Origin of the sequence: Paenibacillus sp. IHB B 3415, from assembly GCF_000802655.2 — a bacterium.
Lineage (GTDB): Bacteria > Bacillota > Bacilli > Paenibacillales > Paenibacillaceae > Paenibacillus_AQ > Paenibacillus_AQ phytohabitans.
In genome coordinates, this window is the sequence record NZ_JUEI01000116.1 from 1 (window position 1) to 13,801 (window position 13,801).

Sequence of the window (13,801 nt, forward strand, 5' to 3'; positions counted from 1 at the left end):
CAGAAGGGCCGCGGCACCGGTGACATGCGATGTCGCCATAGAGGTGCCGCTCATTTCTTTATACCCCTCCCGCAGCCAGCAGGAGGGGATGCCCTCGCCCGGACCGTATACGTCGATATACGGTCCGCGGTTGCTGAAGGCGGCGACGCGCTGCCTTCTGTCAAGGGCGCCTACGGCAATAGTCTCCGGATAGCGCGCGGGGTAATCCCCGCCGCGCTTGCCGTCGTTGCCGCTGGAGGCGATGATGGCAATCCCGGCCCGGTAGGCCTTGATCACCACATCATGCAGGGCTTTACTTCTGGTTTTCATCCCGAAGCTCATATTAATGATATCGATCTTGTTCTGCACGCACCAATCGATGCCCAGGACAATATCAGACACATAGGCGGAGCCGCTGTGGTCAAAAGCCTTGACCGGATAGATCAGCGCCCTGGGGGCTACGCCCATCATGCCGCGCGTCCCTCCGGCTGCAGCCAGGGTGCCGGCAATATGTGTGCCGTGGCCATTGTCATCCAGCGGCATCATGCCGCGGTTCAGCAGATTGACCCCGGAAGCGAGGGAATGCTTCAGATCGGGATGGCGGAAGTCCACGCCCGTATCGATGACGCCGATCTTCACATGGACTCCCGTAGATTTAGACCAGGCCTGCGGGGCATGAATCGACTTGACCCCCCAGGGCAACATGGCAGAACCGCTTTTATCCGGTGACACGGAGTGAACCTGAATCCGGTGATCTTCTTCTATACATAGGGAATCAGCATAACGGTCCATCAGCTTCCCTGCTCCGGCGGCGGGCACGAAGAAGGCCCGGATCAGCGTAGATACCTTAACCTGCCGTAGCCCCGGCGTTTTGGTTTTAAGTGATTTCCACTGGGATAGCGCTCCGGCATACATGCGGGGATCATTGAAGGTCACAATACGCCGCTGGGCATTTGTGGGGGCAGCCTTAATCTCTTCAAGCAGCATCTGCCAAAATCCGTAATAATCCATAAGTTACGCCGTCCCCTCCTCGGTGCCGTGCTGCCATATAGTATGAAAAGAGGCAGACGTCCGAATGGGAACTTGCCCTTTTTTAGCGAAATGGGCTGCCCATCGTGTCAAAAGGCGGAGGATTACATAAAATGAACAGAAGGGAACCGCAAGGCCCCTTTGCAACATCCCGTAAGGAGCCGATCCTTGGCGTGGATACAGTCATGTGCGGAGGGTTTCCCTCCGCCTTTTTAAATTTAAGGGAATCTTTTGGGTTACATAGAGGTTGCGGATAATCAGCCGGCCTGCGATTTCCCGCAGAAGCGGGTGTATTAGACTTGCAATTTGCCCGCAAATAGGTTTTACTTAGGTTTGTTAATGGATATCATGAATTAAGCATGATTTGTAATGTGAACAATGCGTGAGAGGAAGTGTCCTTTAGTGAGTACGCCACTCAATTTAAAGCTGGACCCTGAGAAAGTTAAAGAAATACCGATGGTCGACCTGGCTTTCCTGGTGCTTAAGGCAGCCAATACGCCTTACTACTACCGTGATCTGATGGTCGAGGTAGCCAAGCTGCGCGGGATGACCGATCAAGAGAGCCAAGATACTATTGCACAGTTATATACCGAGATTAACATTGACGGGCGTTTTGCCTGTGTCGGAACCAACCTTTGGGGCCTGAAACGCTGGTACCCGCTGGAACGCTCCGATGATCCTGTCGGCAACACCAAACGCGTACGTATCATCAACGATGAGGACGACGATTTGGAAGATGACGACTTTGCCGAAGAAGAAGAGAATTACGCTGCGGAGGAAGAGGATTTCGATGCGATTGATGAAGATCGCGACGACCTCTATTCTGACGACGACAGCGAAGAGGAAGTTGACGAAGATGTTGTCATTGATGAAGATGACATTGACGAAGACGAAGCGGATGAGGAAGATTCCGAAGACGGCGAAGAAGACGAAGCCGATGATGAGGAAGAGGACGAGAAATTTTAGAATAGTCTTTCCGGCGGTGTAATTCGTCCCTTGACAGGGGCAGGACCGTCAGAGTAAACTATTGCATGGGCTTATAATGAAAGTTAATATGTTTTCTAAAATAAAAAGTGCCCCGGGTCTACGGGTGTCACTTTTTTGTTTTTTTAGATGCCAAAAAAATGCGGTTTTCCGTAATTCTGGAGACTCTGGTCTTAAGTTTTGGTGGTTCTGAAGCAACTTATGGGTTCCCCGGTTTGATGATGGAAAAAAGGGTTACGATAAACAACAAGCGTCCCCTGAATTTCTGGACTTTATTTAGGAGGGTTTTACAGTGACAAAGTATATTTTTGTAACGGGTGGCGTTGTGTCTTCCCTTGGCAAAGGCATCACCGCCGCTTCGCTGGGCAGGCTGCTCAAGAACAGAGGTCTGAAAGTAACGATCCAGAAATTCGATCCTTACATTAACGTAGACCCTGGAACTATGAGTCCTTATCAGCACGGGGAAGTGTTTGTAACCGATGATGGTGCGGAGACTGACCTGGACCTTGGGCATTATGAACGGTTTATTGATATCAATTTGTCGAAGAACAGCAACGTAACCACAGGTAAAATTTATTCCTCCGTTATCAGCAAAGAGCGCCGCGGGGAATATTTGGGCGGCACCGTTCAGGTTATCCCGCACATTACGAATGAAATCAAGGAACGGGTATTCCGCGCTGGCCGTGAGACCGGTTCGGATGTGGTCATTACGGAGATTGGCGGTACTGTAGGGGACATCGAGAGCTTGCCATTCATGGAAGCGATCCGTCAGATCAAGAGTGACATCGGCCGTGAGAATGTAATGTACATTCATGTTACCCTGATTCCTTACATCAAGGCTGCAGGCGAAGTGAAGACAAAGCCGACACAGCATAGTGTAAAAGAGCTGCGCAGCATCGGAATTCAGCCGAATGTGATCGTGTGCCGTACGGAGTATCCTTTGACCGATGATATGAAGGCCAAGCTTGCTTTGTTCTGCGATATTGATAAGAATGCCGTTGTGGAATGCCGCGACGCTTCAACCTTGTATGAAGTTCCGCTTAATTTGCGCGATGAAGGCTTGGATGAGATTGTAGTCAACCACCTGAAGCTGACTACCCCTGCGCCTGATATGCGTGAATGGGAGAGCATGCTTGAACGGATCCAAAAGCTGGAACGTACCGTTGAGATTGCCATTGTCGGTAAGTACGTAGCGCTTCATGATGCTTATTTAAGTGTTGTAGAGTCACTCTCACATGCCGGATTTGCCTCCAATGCCGAAGTGAAACTCCGGTGGGTGGATGCAGAGCTGGTTACGGATGAGAATGTGGACGAGCTGCTAGGCGGCATTGGCGGCATTCTGGTTCCGGGCGGCTTCGGCGACCGCGGGATCGAAGGCAAGATTTCGGCTATCCGCTATGCGCGTGAGCAGTCCATTCCGTTCTTCGGAATCTGCCTGGGTATGCAGGTGTCTGTGATTGAGTACGGCCGTTCCGTGCTCGGAATGACCGGTGCGAACAGCTCCGAGATCGATCCGGCAACCGCGTACCCGCTGATCGACCTCTTGCCTGAACAGAAGGATATTGAGGATATGGGCGGCACCATGCGCCTCGGACTGTATCCTTGCAAGCTTTCCCCTGGTTCACTGGCGATGTCCTGCTATGATGATGAACTGGTCTATGAACGCCACCGTCACCGGTATGAGTTCAATAACGCTTACCGCGATGAGATGGAAAAAGCAGGTCTGGTCTTCTCCGGAACCTCCCCTGACGGCCGTCTGGTTGAGATCGTTGAGCTGCCGGGTCACCCATGGTTCCTGTCCGTGCAATTCCATCCGGAATTCACTTCACGTCCGAACCGTCCGCAGCCGCTGTTCCGTGAATTTGTCAAAGCTTCGCTTACCCATTCCGAACAGCTGTAATAAATATCTTCAGGGCCTGCCGGGCCTGCGGGAGCCTCCTTACGGGGGCTTTCTTTTTTGGAGATAAAGGAAATATACATTTTACACTACACTTTATTCCTCTATTTCTCTTGTTATAGGTCTCATTTATGATATCTCCCAAATTACAAGGGGACTGTACTACCGCTTTTTAACTGGAAATACACCTTTATATGGCATAGATTTACGCATTTTAACCAATTAGCAGGATTTTGGCTACAAAGCACGAATAATAGGTTTCGTATAGACTAAGTTGAAGCGGGGCCGTTAGCTGTGAGAGAGCGCGGTATAGACAATCTGCCTTAAATTCTGGGAGGGTATCGTATGGAAAAAAAGAAAGTATTAATTGTCGATGATCAGAATGGAATCCGGATTCTCCTCATGGAAGTGTTTAATAGTGAAGGTTATGCCACCTTTCAGGCAGCTAACGGGAAATTGGCACTGGAGATCGTCAAGAACGAATCGCCGGATATGGTTCTGCTTGATATGAAAATCCCGGGGATGGACGGACTGGAGATCCTCAAGCATTTGAAGGAGCTGAACCCGGCGATTAAAGTGATTATGATGACGGCTTACGGAGAACTGGACATGATCAAGGAAGCGACCAAGCTGGGAGCCCTGATGCATTTCACCAAGCCGTTTGATATCGATGAGATGCGGGTTGCCGTTAATATGCATCTGTACAATAAGTCGGTTGATCAATGCAGCTAGCTTAGAAATGTACAGTTTGGGTAAGTCCTGTTATGGATACGCTAAAGAGGGAAAGTCCCGCAGGGATATGGGCTGGCTGAATATCGTCCCACCGGGACATTTTTTTGTGTATCCTATTTAGTATTTGACACAGGATGTGCTATAATAGGCCTGTATGTGATGTCGGCTTATATAAGCAACTCAAACATTTTAGGAGGATTGAAACCATGCCATTAGTATCTATGACAGACATGTTAACCAAAGCACTTGAAGGAAAATATGCAGTTGGCCAGTTCAACATCAATAACCTGGAGTGGACTCAAGCGATTCTTGGTGCAGCAGAAGAAGAGAAATCACCAGTAATCCTTGGCGTATCCGAAGGTGCAGCTCGTCACATGGGCGGCTTCTACACTGTAGTTAAGATGGTTGAAGGTCTTATTCATGACATGAAAATTACCGTTCCTGTAGCAATCCACTTGGACCACGGTTCAAGCTTTGACAAATGTAAGGATGCAATCGATGCCGGATTTACTTCCGTTATGATCGACGGCTCCCACCACCCAATCGACGAGAACATTGAAATGACCAAGAAGGTCGTTGAATATGCTCATGCTAAAGGTGTTTCTGTAGAAGCTGAAGTTGGTACTGTAGGCGGACAGGAAGATGACGTTATCGGCGGCATCCAATACGCTGACCTTAACGAATGCGTACGCATCGTTAAAGAAACCGGCATCGACACTTTGGCTCCGGCACTGGGTTCCGTACATGGTCCTTACCTGGGCGAACCGAACCTTGGATTCAAGGAAATGGAAGAAATTCGTGATGCAGTTAACCTTCCGCTCGTACTTCATGGCGGTACTGGTATTCCTGTACATGACATTCAGAAGTCCATCTCCCTGGGTACTTCCAAGATCAACGTAAACACTGAGAACCAAATCGCGTTTGCCAAAGTAGTCCGCGAAGTTCTGGCTGCTAAACCGGATGCTTACGATCCGCGTACATTCATCGCACCAGGCCGCGAAGCCATCAAACAAACCGTTATTGGCAAAATCCGTGAATTCGGATCCAGCAACAAAGCGTAATTTTAACTCTGCCGCGTAACGGGACAGGTTATTTCCTGCTGTCCCGCCTGCATATCTTTATCAGAAGAGTGCACCGCATAGCCGGTGTCTTTCCGGTAAAGTCATTTCAGATTTCCTCAGAAACGGGTGCCGTCCTTAAGTTAGGGCGGCGCAGCCGTTTCTTCTTCTAATCACCATGTCACCACAAGCCACAGCTGGTATTGCCAGAACAAGCCGCAATACACGTAGGGGGAACCAGATAAATTTATGGAAAAATTAATGATTGGCGGCGGACGTCCGCTAGAGGGCGTTGTAACCATCAGCGGAGCAAAGAATAGCGCGATTGCGCTTATTCCAGCGGCGATTTTGGCGGAATCTGAAGTTGTGCTGGATAACCTGCCTGCTCTTAGTGATGTGGCCGTTTACTCCGAAATTCTGGAGGAGCTTGGCGCGAGTGTATCATGGACTGGCAGCCAGATGAGAATTAATCCCTCCCGTATCGTATCCATTCCCATGCCTAACGGACCGGTCAAGAAACTCCGGGCTTCTTATTATATGATGGGTGCGCTTCTCGGCAGATTCAAAGAGGCGACGATTGGTCTTCCCGGCGGCTGTAATTTTGAGCCGCGTCCGATTGACCAGCATATCAAAGGCTTTGAAGCGCTTGGTGCGACTGTAACCAACGATCATGGCTCTATTCACTTGTATGCCAAAGAACTGCGTGGTGCCAAGATTTATCTGGATGTATCCAGCGTTGGAGCCACAATAAATATTATGCTGGCGGCCTCACGTGCCAAAGGCTCTACAATTATTGAAAATGCGGCTAAAGAGCCTGAGATTATAGATGTAGCTACCCTATTAAATTCTATGGGCGCTGTTATTAAAGGCGCCGGTACAGAAACGATCCGGATTGAAGGCGTAACTGAAATGCATGGTTGCCGCCATTCCATCATTCCTGACCGAATTCAAGCGGGAACATATATGATTGCCGCTGCGGCAACGCGTGGCAATGTGCTGATAGATAACGTGATACCCAAGCATCTGGAGGCGCTGACTGCCAAGCTGCTGGAAATGGGAGTAGATATAGAAGAGCTGGATGAGAGTATCCGGGTCATCGGCAGAGCCAAATACCAGCATGCTGATGTCAAAGCATTGATATACCCCGGCTTCGCCACCGATTTGCAATCTCCGATGACAAGTATGCTAACTCAAGCGGAAGGCGTTAGCGTCTTGAGCGATTTCGTATACAGCAACCGGTTCAAGCATGTCCCTGAATTAGTCCGTATGGGCGCCAAGATTCGCGTTGAAGGGCGTTCTGCAATTATTGAGGGCGGCAAGCTCAATGCCGCGAAGGTGAAGGCTGCCGATTTACGGGCAGGTGCGGCTCTGGTCATTGCCGGACTGACCGTTGAGGAAGGGATTACCGAAGTGACAGGCGTGGAGTATATAGACCGCGGTTATGATAACCTCGTAAGCAACCTGCGCAATTTAGGTGCCGAAGTCTGGCGCGAGAACGAATAAGTATGTACCCGGAATGAGTGGAAGGAGAAATTTCCTTATAAACTGCATATCTCCTTCCAATTCGGGTAATCCTATCCTAATAAGCGTTTTCATAGACTCATATTTTGCCCGGCAGAGAACGCCGGAAGAACTCATTATAAAAATTGAATAGGTGGTTATCACACATGGATCTTCAAATTTCCGATCTGGAAGAAATGAAGCTGACCGATCTGTATAAGCTGGCTAAGAAATACCAGATTCCTTATTACGGAACGCTCAAGAAGCGGGAGCTGATCTTCGCGATTCTCCGGGCTCAGGCTGAGCAGAGCGGTCTTATGTTTATGGAAGGCGTGCTTGAGATCCTGCCGGAAGGCTACGGTTTCCTTAGACCGATTAACTACTTGCCGAGTGCGGAGGATATTTATATCTCGGCTTCGCAGATCCGCAAGTTTGATCTTAGAAGCGGCGACCTTGTATCCGGGAAATGCCGGACACCCAAAGAGAATGAACGTTATTTCGGATTGCTTCAAGTCAATGCCGTCAATGGTGAGAATCCGGCCAGTGCAGCTGAACGGTTACATTTCCCGGCCCTTACACCTCTTTATCCGCAAGACAAGCTGCCGCTTGAAACTTCCCCTACCAATATATCTACCCGTATAATGGATTTGCTTGCTCCTGTAGGTCTAGGACAGCGCGGTTTGATTGTAGCACCTCCCAAAGCAGGAAAGACGCTCCTCCTAAAAGAAATTGCCAACAGTATTTCCACTAACAATCCTGAGATTGCATTGTTTGTACTGCTGATCGATGAACGTCCCGAGGAAGTAACCGATATGCAGCGTTCTGTTAAGGGTGAGGTAGTGGCTTCAACATTCGACGAGCTTCCGGAGAATCATATCAAAGTGGCTGAGCTTGTGCTGCAGCGGGCACTGCGTCTGGTTGAACACAAGAAAGATGTCGTTATTCTGCTCGACAGCATTACCCGTCTGGCCCGTGCCTATAATCTCGTGGTTCCGCCATCCGGCCGGACACTGAGCGGAGGGATTGATCCCGCGGCCTTCCATCGCCCTAAGCGCTTCTTCGGTTCCGCGCGGAACGTAGAAGAAGGCGGAAGCCTGACCATACTGGCAACAGCGCTGATTGATACCGGATCACGCATGGACGATATTATTTACGAAGAATTCAAAGGTACAGGGAACATGGAGCTTCACCTGGACCGCAAGCTGGCAGAACGCCGTATCTTCCCGGCCATCGATATCCGCCGTTCGGGTACACGCCGCGAGGAAGTATTGCTTAGCAAGGAAGAACTGGATACCATCTGGTCAATCCGTAAAAATATGAATGAATCCTACGACTTCGTAGAAGGATTCCTGAAGAAACTGCGTGACACCAAGACGAATGCTGAGTTCCTGGCCTCTTTTGATGTGGCGGGCAACAAGGATTCTTCGTCAGCAAACAGTACCGCCAGCAAAGGCGGAACATCGAACAGCGGTTCATCGGCCCGCCGTACTACGCGGCCCAAGACACCTTCTGTACCTACAACCTGAGAATTGATAACAAGAGGAGACTAACATGTATTTGGTATATGCCGACGGGCAAGGAAACGTATATGATCATCCCGAGCTGTACGGGCTGGCCCGCAGCGGGGATATGATTGTTGAGATACTGGAGGAAGAATTGATCCCGCTGCCTGAAGGCGCTACTCTGGTGGGGCTGCCTAATACGCGGGCAATCGGGATGGATCCCGGGACAGGTGAAATGCTGCCGTTGCCTTTAGGCTCACAGGCTGTTGGAGCGCTGTTGCCGCAGGGCTTTACCCGTCTGTGCCTTCCCGGCTATGTCAAGACGGACAAGTCGTACAAGCTTCCGCTCTTCGGTTATTCCGCTGTAGTGTGGAAGGATGGCGGATTCTACGTAGCGGCTGATCCTACAGATGATACAGAGCAGTGGAACCCGTTGAACTGTGACCGGGAAGATGTAGAGGTCGGTGTTGGTAATTTAACCGCCAAGTACCCCGAGAACCGCCTGTATGGCCATCTGTCCAACTGTGCGCTGGAATACGAATGCCTGACCTCGTCCAATACCTTCTTGGGCCGCTGGGAAGGTGCTGTTCCGGTCTCCTACTCGTGCAATGCCGGCTGCTTCGGCTGTATCTCGGAACAGCCTGATGACAGCGGGTTTGTGTCGCCGCAGACGCGGATGAACTTCCGTCCTACAGTGAGCGAGGTTTCACAAGTCATGCTGGAGCACCTGAAGACGCCGGAGTCGATTGTAAGCTTTGGACAGGGCTGTGAAGGTGAACCTTCTACCCAGGCCAAGATTATCATTGAATCCATCCGTGAAGTACGCTCTATTACAGATATGGGTTATATCAATATCAATACGAACGCAGGATTAAGCGATCATATCCGCGGCATTGTGGATGCTGGTCTTGACCTTATGCGGGTCAGCACAATCAGTGCGCTGGATGATCACTATAATGCATACTACAAGCCGCGCGGCTATACTTTGGCTAATGTAGAGAAGTCCCTGAAATATGCAGCTTCACAGGGTGTATATACTTCCATTAACTATTTGATTTTTCCGGGTGTCACGGACCGCGAGGAAGAGATTGAGGCGATGGTTGAGTTCGTCAGACGTACAGATATTAAGCTAATTCAGATGCGGAATCTTAATATTGACCCGGAGAGCTATCTGGAGCTGATTCCTCCGGCTCAAGGTGAGATTCTCGGAATGAAGACGATGCTGGAGATCTTCCGCGAGGAGCTTCCGGATGTTGTGATCGGCTCCTTCACCCATGTTCCGCCTGCTGAACTGGCCCGTGCCAAGCAGCGCAGAGTGCACCAGTAACCGCTGAGTTGAGTCTTGCCAAACCTATTGCAGCGCCCTGGGCTTCCATGCTAAAATGTAGCTTGCGTAATCATATAACTCTAAGTCCGCATGAGGCTTAGGGCGTGAGAGGTGAATATTCAAATGCAAACAGCAATTCAACCCAAGTACAATGTAACTAAGGTAACCTGTGCCTGCGGCAACTCCTTTGAAGCTGGCTCTGCCAAGGAAGAGCTGCGCGTCGAAATTTGCTCCAGCTGCCATCCGTTCTTCACCGGCAAGCAGAAGTTCCTGGATGCCGGCGGCCGAGTTGATAAGTTCAAGAAGAAATACGGCATCTAATTGTTCTGCCATTTTATTGTTAGTTGATTTTTGTCCGGCCGTAAGCTATACTTATCTTCGCCGTGCTAGACGGGGAGGTAGCGGTGCCCTGTAACTCGCAATCCGCTGTAGCGAGGTTGAATTCCTGTTAGAGGTGCTGTCGATGTGAGGCCTTGGTTCCTATGGGCTGTGTTGACGGTTGGGTCCTCCGCAATGAGTGCTTGTGAACCTGGTCAGGTCCGGAAGGAAGCAGCCATAAGTGAGTTTACTCTTGTGCCGGAGGGTGGCCTAGCCCGAGCAGTTTTGTAGGGTTGCCGCTTGGATCGCAGTCATCAATAACGGGTGCACGGTTTAAATACTATTATGATAGCGTCTTTGCCACAAGCGAAGATGCTTTTTGTTTTTTGAAAGATAAGAAATTATATGCTTCATCATACTTTATCCTAATACTTCCCGCTGATACGGATACCTGAAAGCGATACGTAGTATCGCTGTATCGGAAGCATAGGCCTCGTTAGAGGATGGCGAAAGCGCTTCTGCTTGGTCAAAGACTGGGGAATATAGTATAATAAATTAGCGACAAATGCCGGAAAGCGGCAGCCTGAGAGAGGGTAATGCATAGTGGAACATATCGCGCTGTACCGTGCTTGGCGGCCGCAGTCGTTTCAGGATATGGTAGGGCAGCAGCATATTATCCAGACGCTGCAGAATGCGATCCGTGAACAGCGGGTTTCGCATGCGTATCTGTTCAGCGGCCCGCGGGGGACCGGTAAGACGAGTGCGGCCAAGGTACTGGCCAAAGCGGTCAATTGCGAGCGGGGCCCGGGTCCGGAGCCGTGCAATGAATGTCCGTCTTGTCTGCGGATCACAGCGGGCAACGTAATGGATGTCCAGGAGATTGATGCGGCCTCCAACCGGGGTGTTGAAGAGATTCGCGATCTGCGGGATAAGGTGAAATATGCACCTACCGAAGTACGCCGTAAAGTGTATATTATTGATGAAGTGCATATGCTGACAACAGAAGCATTCAATGCCCTGCTTAAGACGCTGGAAGAACCGCCGCCGCATGTCATGTTTATTCTGGCTACGACAGAGCCGCATAAACTGCCGGCTACGATCATTTCACGCTGCCAGCGGTTTGACTTCCGCCGGGTTTCCCTGGAGGAGCAGACCGGCCGGCTGAGAGAAATATGCCAGAAGGAAGGCATTACAGCAGATGCGGACGCACTGCAGTATATCGCCCGTCTGTCTGACGGAGGGATGCGGGATGCACTGAGCATACTTGATCAGATCTCATCTTTCACAGACGGGAATGTGACGTATCAGCAGGTGCTGGGCATGACCGGAGGAATTCCATCCGAACAGTTCGCCCGTCTGGCTACAGCCATTTTGGAGAGTGATATGGGGCTGCTGCTGGAACTTGTCGAGCAGTTGATGCATGAGGGCAAGAGTGCCGACAAATGTCTGGAGAATCTTTTGTATTATTTCCGTGATTTACTTATGATCAAGATGGTGCCGGGGGCAGACCAGTTAACCGACCGTGTACTGAATCCGGCGGAATTCCGTGATATGGCAGCAGCCTTTACCCGTGACCGGCTGTTCCTGATTGTGGAGACGCTGAGCCGCTATCTGGGTGAGATGAAATATGCCACTCATCCGCAGACTTTATTTGAAGTAGCGCTGATGAAGCTGTGCAGTACCCAGCAGGAGGTGGCTCCTTCAGCGGGCGCTCCGTCCTTGAGTGCTGTAGCACCGGAAGCGGGAAGAAGTTCTTCCCCGGTGGATTCGGGGGAACTGGATGCACTCAAACGGCAGATTGCTGCGCTGGAGAAGAAGCTTGAGCAGGCAATCCAATCCGGAGGTGTGGCCGGCGGGCGTGAGCAGGCTGCCCCGCAGAGAGCGGCCGCCCCGCCAAGCGCTCCAAGAGTATCATCTGCAGGCAAGCTTCCGCCGCAGCTTGATAAGTTCATTGCGGGTAAAGACAGCGCTGACTTTGGCAATGTGTATAAGCAGTGGAGCCAGGTTCTGCAGGGCGTGAAGGAAGAGAAAGTAACTGTGCATGCGTGGTTTGTAGATGGAGAGCCGGTGGCAGTCATGGAAGATGCAGTGCTGGTCGCCTTCAAGAATACAATTCACCGGGATACGACTGAAAAGCCGGCCAACCGGCAGGTCATCGAGAACGTGATGTCTGCTAAGCTGGGTAAGCCATACCGGCTGGTGACGATGCTGCTGCGTGACTGGAATGAGGCTGCAACCAAGTCTGCTTCCAAGACCAGTACAGAAGAACTGCATCTGGAGCATGAGCACGAGACTATAGAAGCGAAACCTGAACCATGGATTGACGAGGCGATCCAGCTCTTTGGAGAAGACCTTGTTGTCATAAAGGAATAGAGCCTCAAGCATACTAGCGCAGATAACGCGCATCCCAAAGGAGAGACGATGTATGAATAATATGAACCAAATGATGAAACAGGTTAAAAAAATGCAGGAGCAAATGCTCAAAGCCCAGGAAGAACTAGGCGGTAAGACCATTGAAGGCTCATCCGGCGGCGGCGTGGTTACCGTTCAGGTGAACGGCCACAAAAAATTGCTCTCCATTCAGATTAAACCGGAGGTTGTTGATCCGGAAGATATCGAAATGCTGCAGGATCTGGTGATCACTGCTGTTAATGATGCTCTTACCCAGGCTGAAGAGTTAGCTAACAACGATATGGGTAAATTCACCGGCGGAATGAAGATCCCTGGCTTATTCTAGGCTCACTCCACTCCCGACCAAAGGAGAACCATTACTTTGTATTATCCAGAACCGCTAGCCAAGCTGATAGAAGCTTTTACACGTTTACCCGGGATTGGCCCGAAGACAGCAGCCCGGCTGGCCTTTCATGTGCTTAACATGAAGGAGGATGAGGTGATTGATTTCGCCAAAGCTCTGGTCAGTGTCAAACGGAATCTTCATTATTGCTCGGTCTGCTGTAATATTACCGATACTGACCCGTGCAGGATCTGTCAGGACAAAACCCGCGATGCCTCGATAATCTGTGTGGTTCAGGACTCCAAGGATCTGGTAGCCATAGAGAGAACCAAAGAGTTTGACGGTTACTATCATGTGCTGCAGGGGGCCATCTCGCCTATGGAGGGCATCGGACCTGATGATATACGGCTGAAGGAGCTACTGACCAGACTCAGTGATGAGCGGGTGAAGGAGCTGATTATGGCGACCAATCCCAACATTGAGGGCGAGGCTACAGCTATGTATATCTCCCGTCTAGTCCGTCCGTTCGAGATCAAGATCACGAGAATCGCCCATGGCTTGCCTGTAGGCGGCGATCTTGAGTATGCGGATGAGGTAACCCTGTCGAAGGCGCTGGAAGGCCGTCGTGAGCTGTTCTGAGTGTTCTGACATTGAATTGTACTTGAAGAGGCCCTTGGGGCCTCTTTTTTTATTAGGGCGTGCCCAGAGGCACGCATTATCTAGTTGGTGCAAGTCCAACCA

Annotated in this window: 12 protein-coding genes and 1 other RNA gene; 12 read left to right on the plus strand and 1 reads right to left on the minus strand. The window is 50.5% G+C overall.

All coding sequences use genetic code 11. The annotated features are described in order from the left end of the window. On the minus strand, window positions 1-990 hold a 990-nt coding region (locus QW71_RS33280), incomplete at its 3' end, for a S8 family peptidase (protein WP_039309626.1). A gap of 420 nt (window positions 991-1,410) precedes the next feature. Between QW71_RS33280 and rpoE the strand changes: the two genes are divergently transcribed. From rpoE to recR, 12 genes are all read left to right on the plus strand, one after another. Continuing rightward, window positions 1,411-1,974: a DNA-directed RNA polymerase subunit delta gene (gene rpoE / locus QW71_RS33285; protein ID WP_039309628.1), complete on the plus strand. Its 564-nt coding sequence runs from the start codon at window positions 1,411-1,413 to the stop codon at window positions 1,972-1,974. Window positions 1,975-2,284: 310 nt separating this feature from the next. Beyond that, the gene (locus tag QW71_RS33290) at window positions 2,285-3,892 is read left to right on the plus strand and encodes a CTP synthase (protein ID WP_039309630.1); all 1,608 of its coding nucleotides are present in this window, start codon (window positions 2,285-2,287) and stop codon (window positions 3,890-3,892) included. A 342-nt stretch (window positions 3,893-4,234) separates the two neighbouring features. Continuing rightward, a complete protein-coding gene (locus QW71_RS33295) occupies window positions 4,235-4,621 on the plus strand; it encodes a response regulator (RefSeq protein WP_039309632.1) in 387 nt (128 codons plus the stop codon). 206 nt (window positions 4,622-4,827) lie between these two features. Beyond that, window positions 4,828-5,682, plus strand: a complete 855-nt coding sequence (fba, locus tag QW71_RS33300; protein WP_039309634.1) for a class II fructose-1,6-bisphosphate aldolase — start codon at window positions 4,828-4,830, stop codon at window positions 5,680-5,682. Between the two features lie 246 nt (window positions 5,683-5,928). Next, the gene (locus tag QW71_RS33305) at window positions 5,929-7,182 is read left to right on the plus strand and encodes a UDP-N-acetylglucosamine 1-carboxyvinyltransferase (RefSeq protein WP_039309636.1); all 1,254 of its coding nucleotides are present in this window, start codon (window positions 5,929-5,931) and stop codon (window positions 7,180-7,182) included. 164 nt (window positions 7,183-7,346) lie between these two features. Further along, entirely contained in the window at window positions 7,347-8,705 is a 1,359-nt protein-coding gene (rho, locus tag QW71_RS33310; protein ID WP_039309638.1) for a transcription termination factor Rho, read from the plus strand. 25 nt (window positions 8,706-8,730) lie between these two features. Further along, window positions 8,731-10,008, plus strand: coding sequence for a radical SAM protein (locus QW71_RS33315; protein WP_039309640.1), 1,278 nt, complete (start codon window positions 8,731-8,733; stop codon window positions 10,006-10,008). Window positions 10,009-10,131: 123 nt separating this feature from the next. Next, a complete protein-coding gene (gene rpmE / locus QW71_RS33320; RefSeq protein WP_039309646.1) occupies window positions 10,132-10,329 on the plus strand; it encodes a 50S ribosomal protein L31 in 198 nt (65 codons plus the stop codon). A gap of 60 nt (window positions 10,330-10,389) precedes the next feature. Further along, window positions 10,390-10,658: signal recognition particle sRNA large type (ffs, locus tag QW71_RS38635), an RNA gene on the plus strand. A 271-nt stretch (window positions 10,659-10,929) separates the two neighbouring features. Then, window positions 10,930-12,699, plus strand: coding sequence for a DNA polymerase III subunit gamma/tau (gene dnaX / locus QW71_RS33325; protein ID WP_039309648.1), 1,770 nt, complete (start codon window positions 10,930-10,932; stop codon window positions 12,697-12,699). A 52-nt stretch (window positions 12,700-12,751) separates the two neighbouring features. After that, a complete protein-coding gene (locus tag QW71_RS33330) occupies window positions 12,752-13,063 on the plus strand; it encodes a YbaB/EbfC family nucleoid-associated protein (protein ID WP_039309650.1) in 312 nt (103 codons plus the stop codon). A gap of 36 nt (window positions 13,064-13,099) precedes the next feature. After that, window positions 13,100-13,699 carry a recombination mediator RecR gene (gene recR, locus QW71_RS33335; protein WP_039309653.1) on the plus strand — a complete coding sequence of 200 codons (600 nt, stop codon included), beginning with the start codon at window positions 13,100-13,102 and terminating at the stop codon, window positions 13,697-13,699. Window positions 13,700-13,801: the final 102 nt, after the last annotated feature.

Bases quoted from the DNA above. Each gene is read 5' to 3' on its own strand.
- QW71_RS33330 (WP_039309650.1), top strand. From the start codon at position 12,752: ATGAATAATATGAACCAAATGATGAAACAGGTTAAAAAAATGCAGGAG.
- QW71_RS33315 (WP_039309640.1), top strand. From the start codon at position 8,731: ATGTATTTGGTATATGCCGACGGGCAAGGAAACGTATATGATCATCCC.
- fba (WP_039309634.1), top strand. From the start codon at position 4,828: ATGCCATTAGTATCTATGACAGACATGTTAACCAAAGCACTTGAAGGA.
- QW71_RS33295 (WP_039309632.1), top strand. From the start codon at position 4,235: ATGGAAAAAAAGAAAGTATTAATTGTCGATGATCAGAATGGAATCCGG.
- QW71_RS33305 (WP_039309636.1), top strand. From the start codon at position 5,929: ATGGAAAAATTAATGATTGGCGGCGGACGTCCGCTAGAGGGCGTTGTA.
- rpmE (WP_039309646.1), top strand. From the start codon at position 10,132: ATGCAAACAGCAATTCAACCCAAGTACAATGTAACTAAGGTAACCTGT.
- rho (WP_039309638.1), top strand. From the start codon at position 7,347: ATGGATCTTCAAATTTCCGATCTGGAAGAAATGAAGCTGACCGATCTG.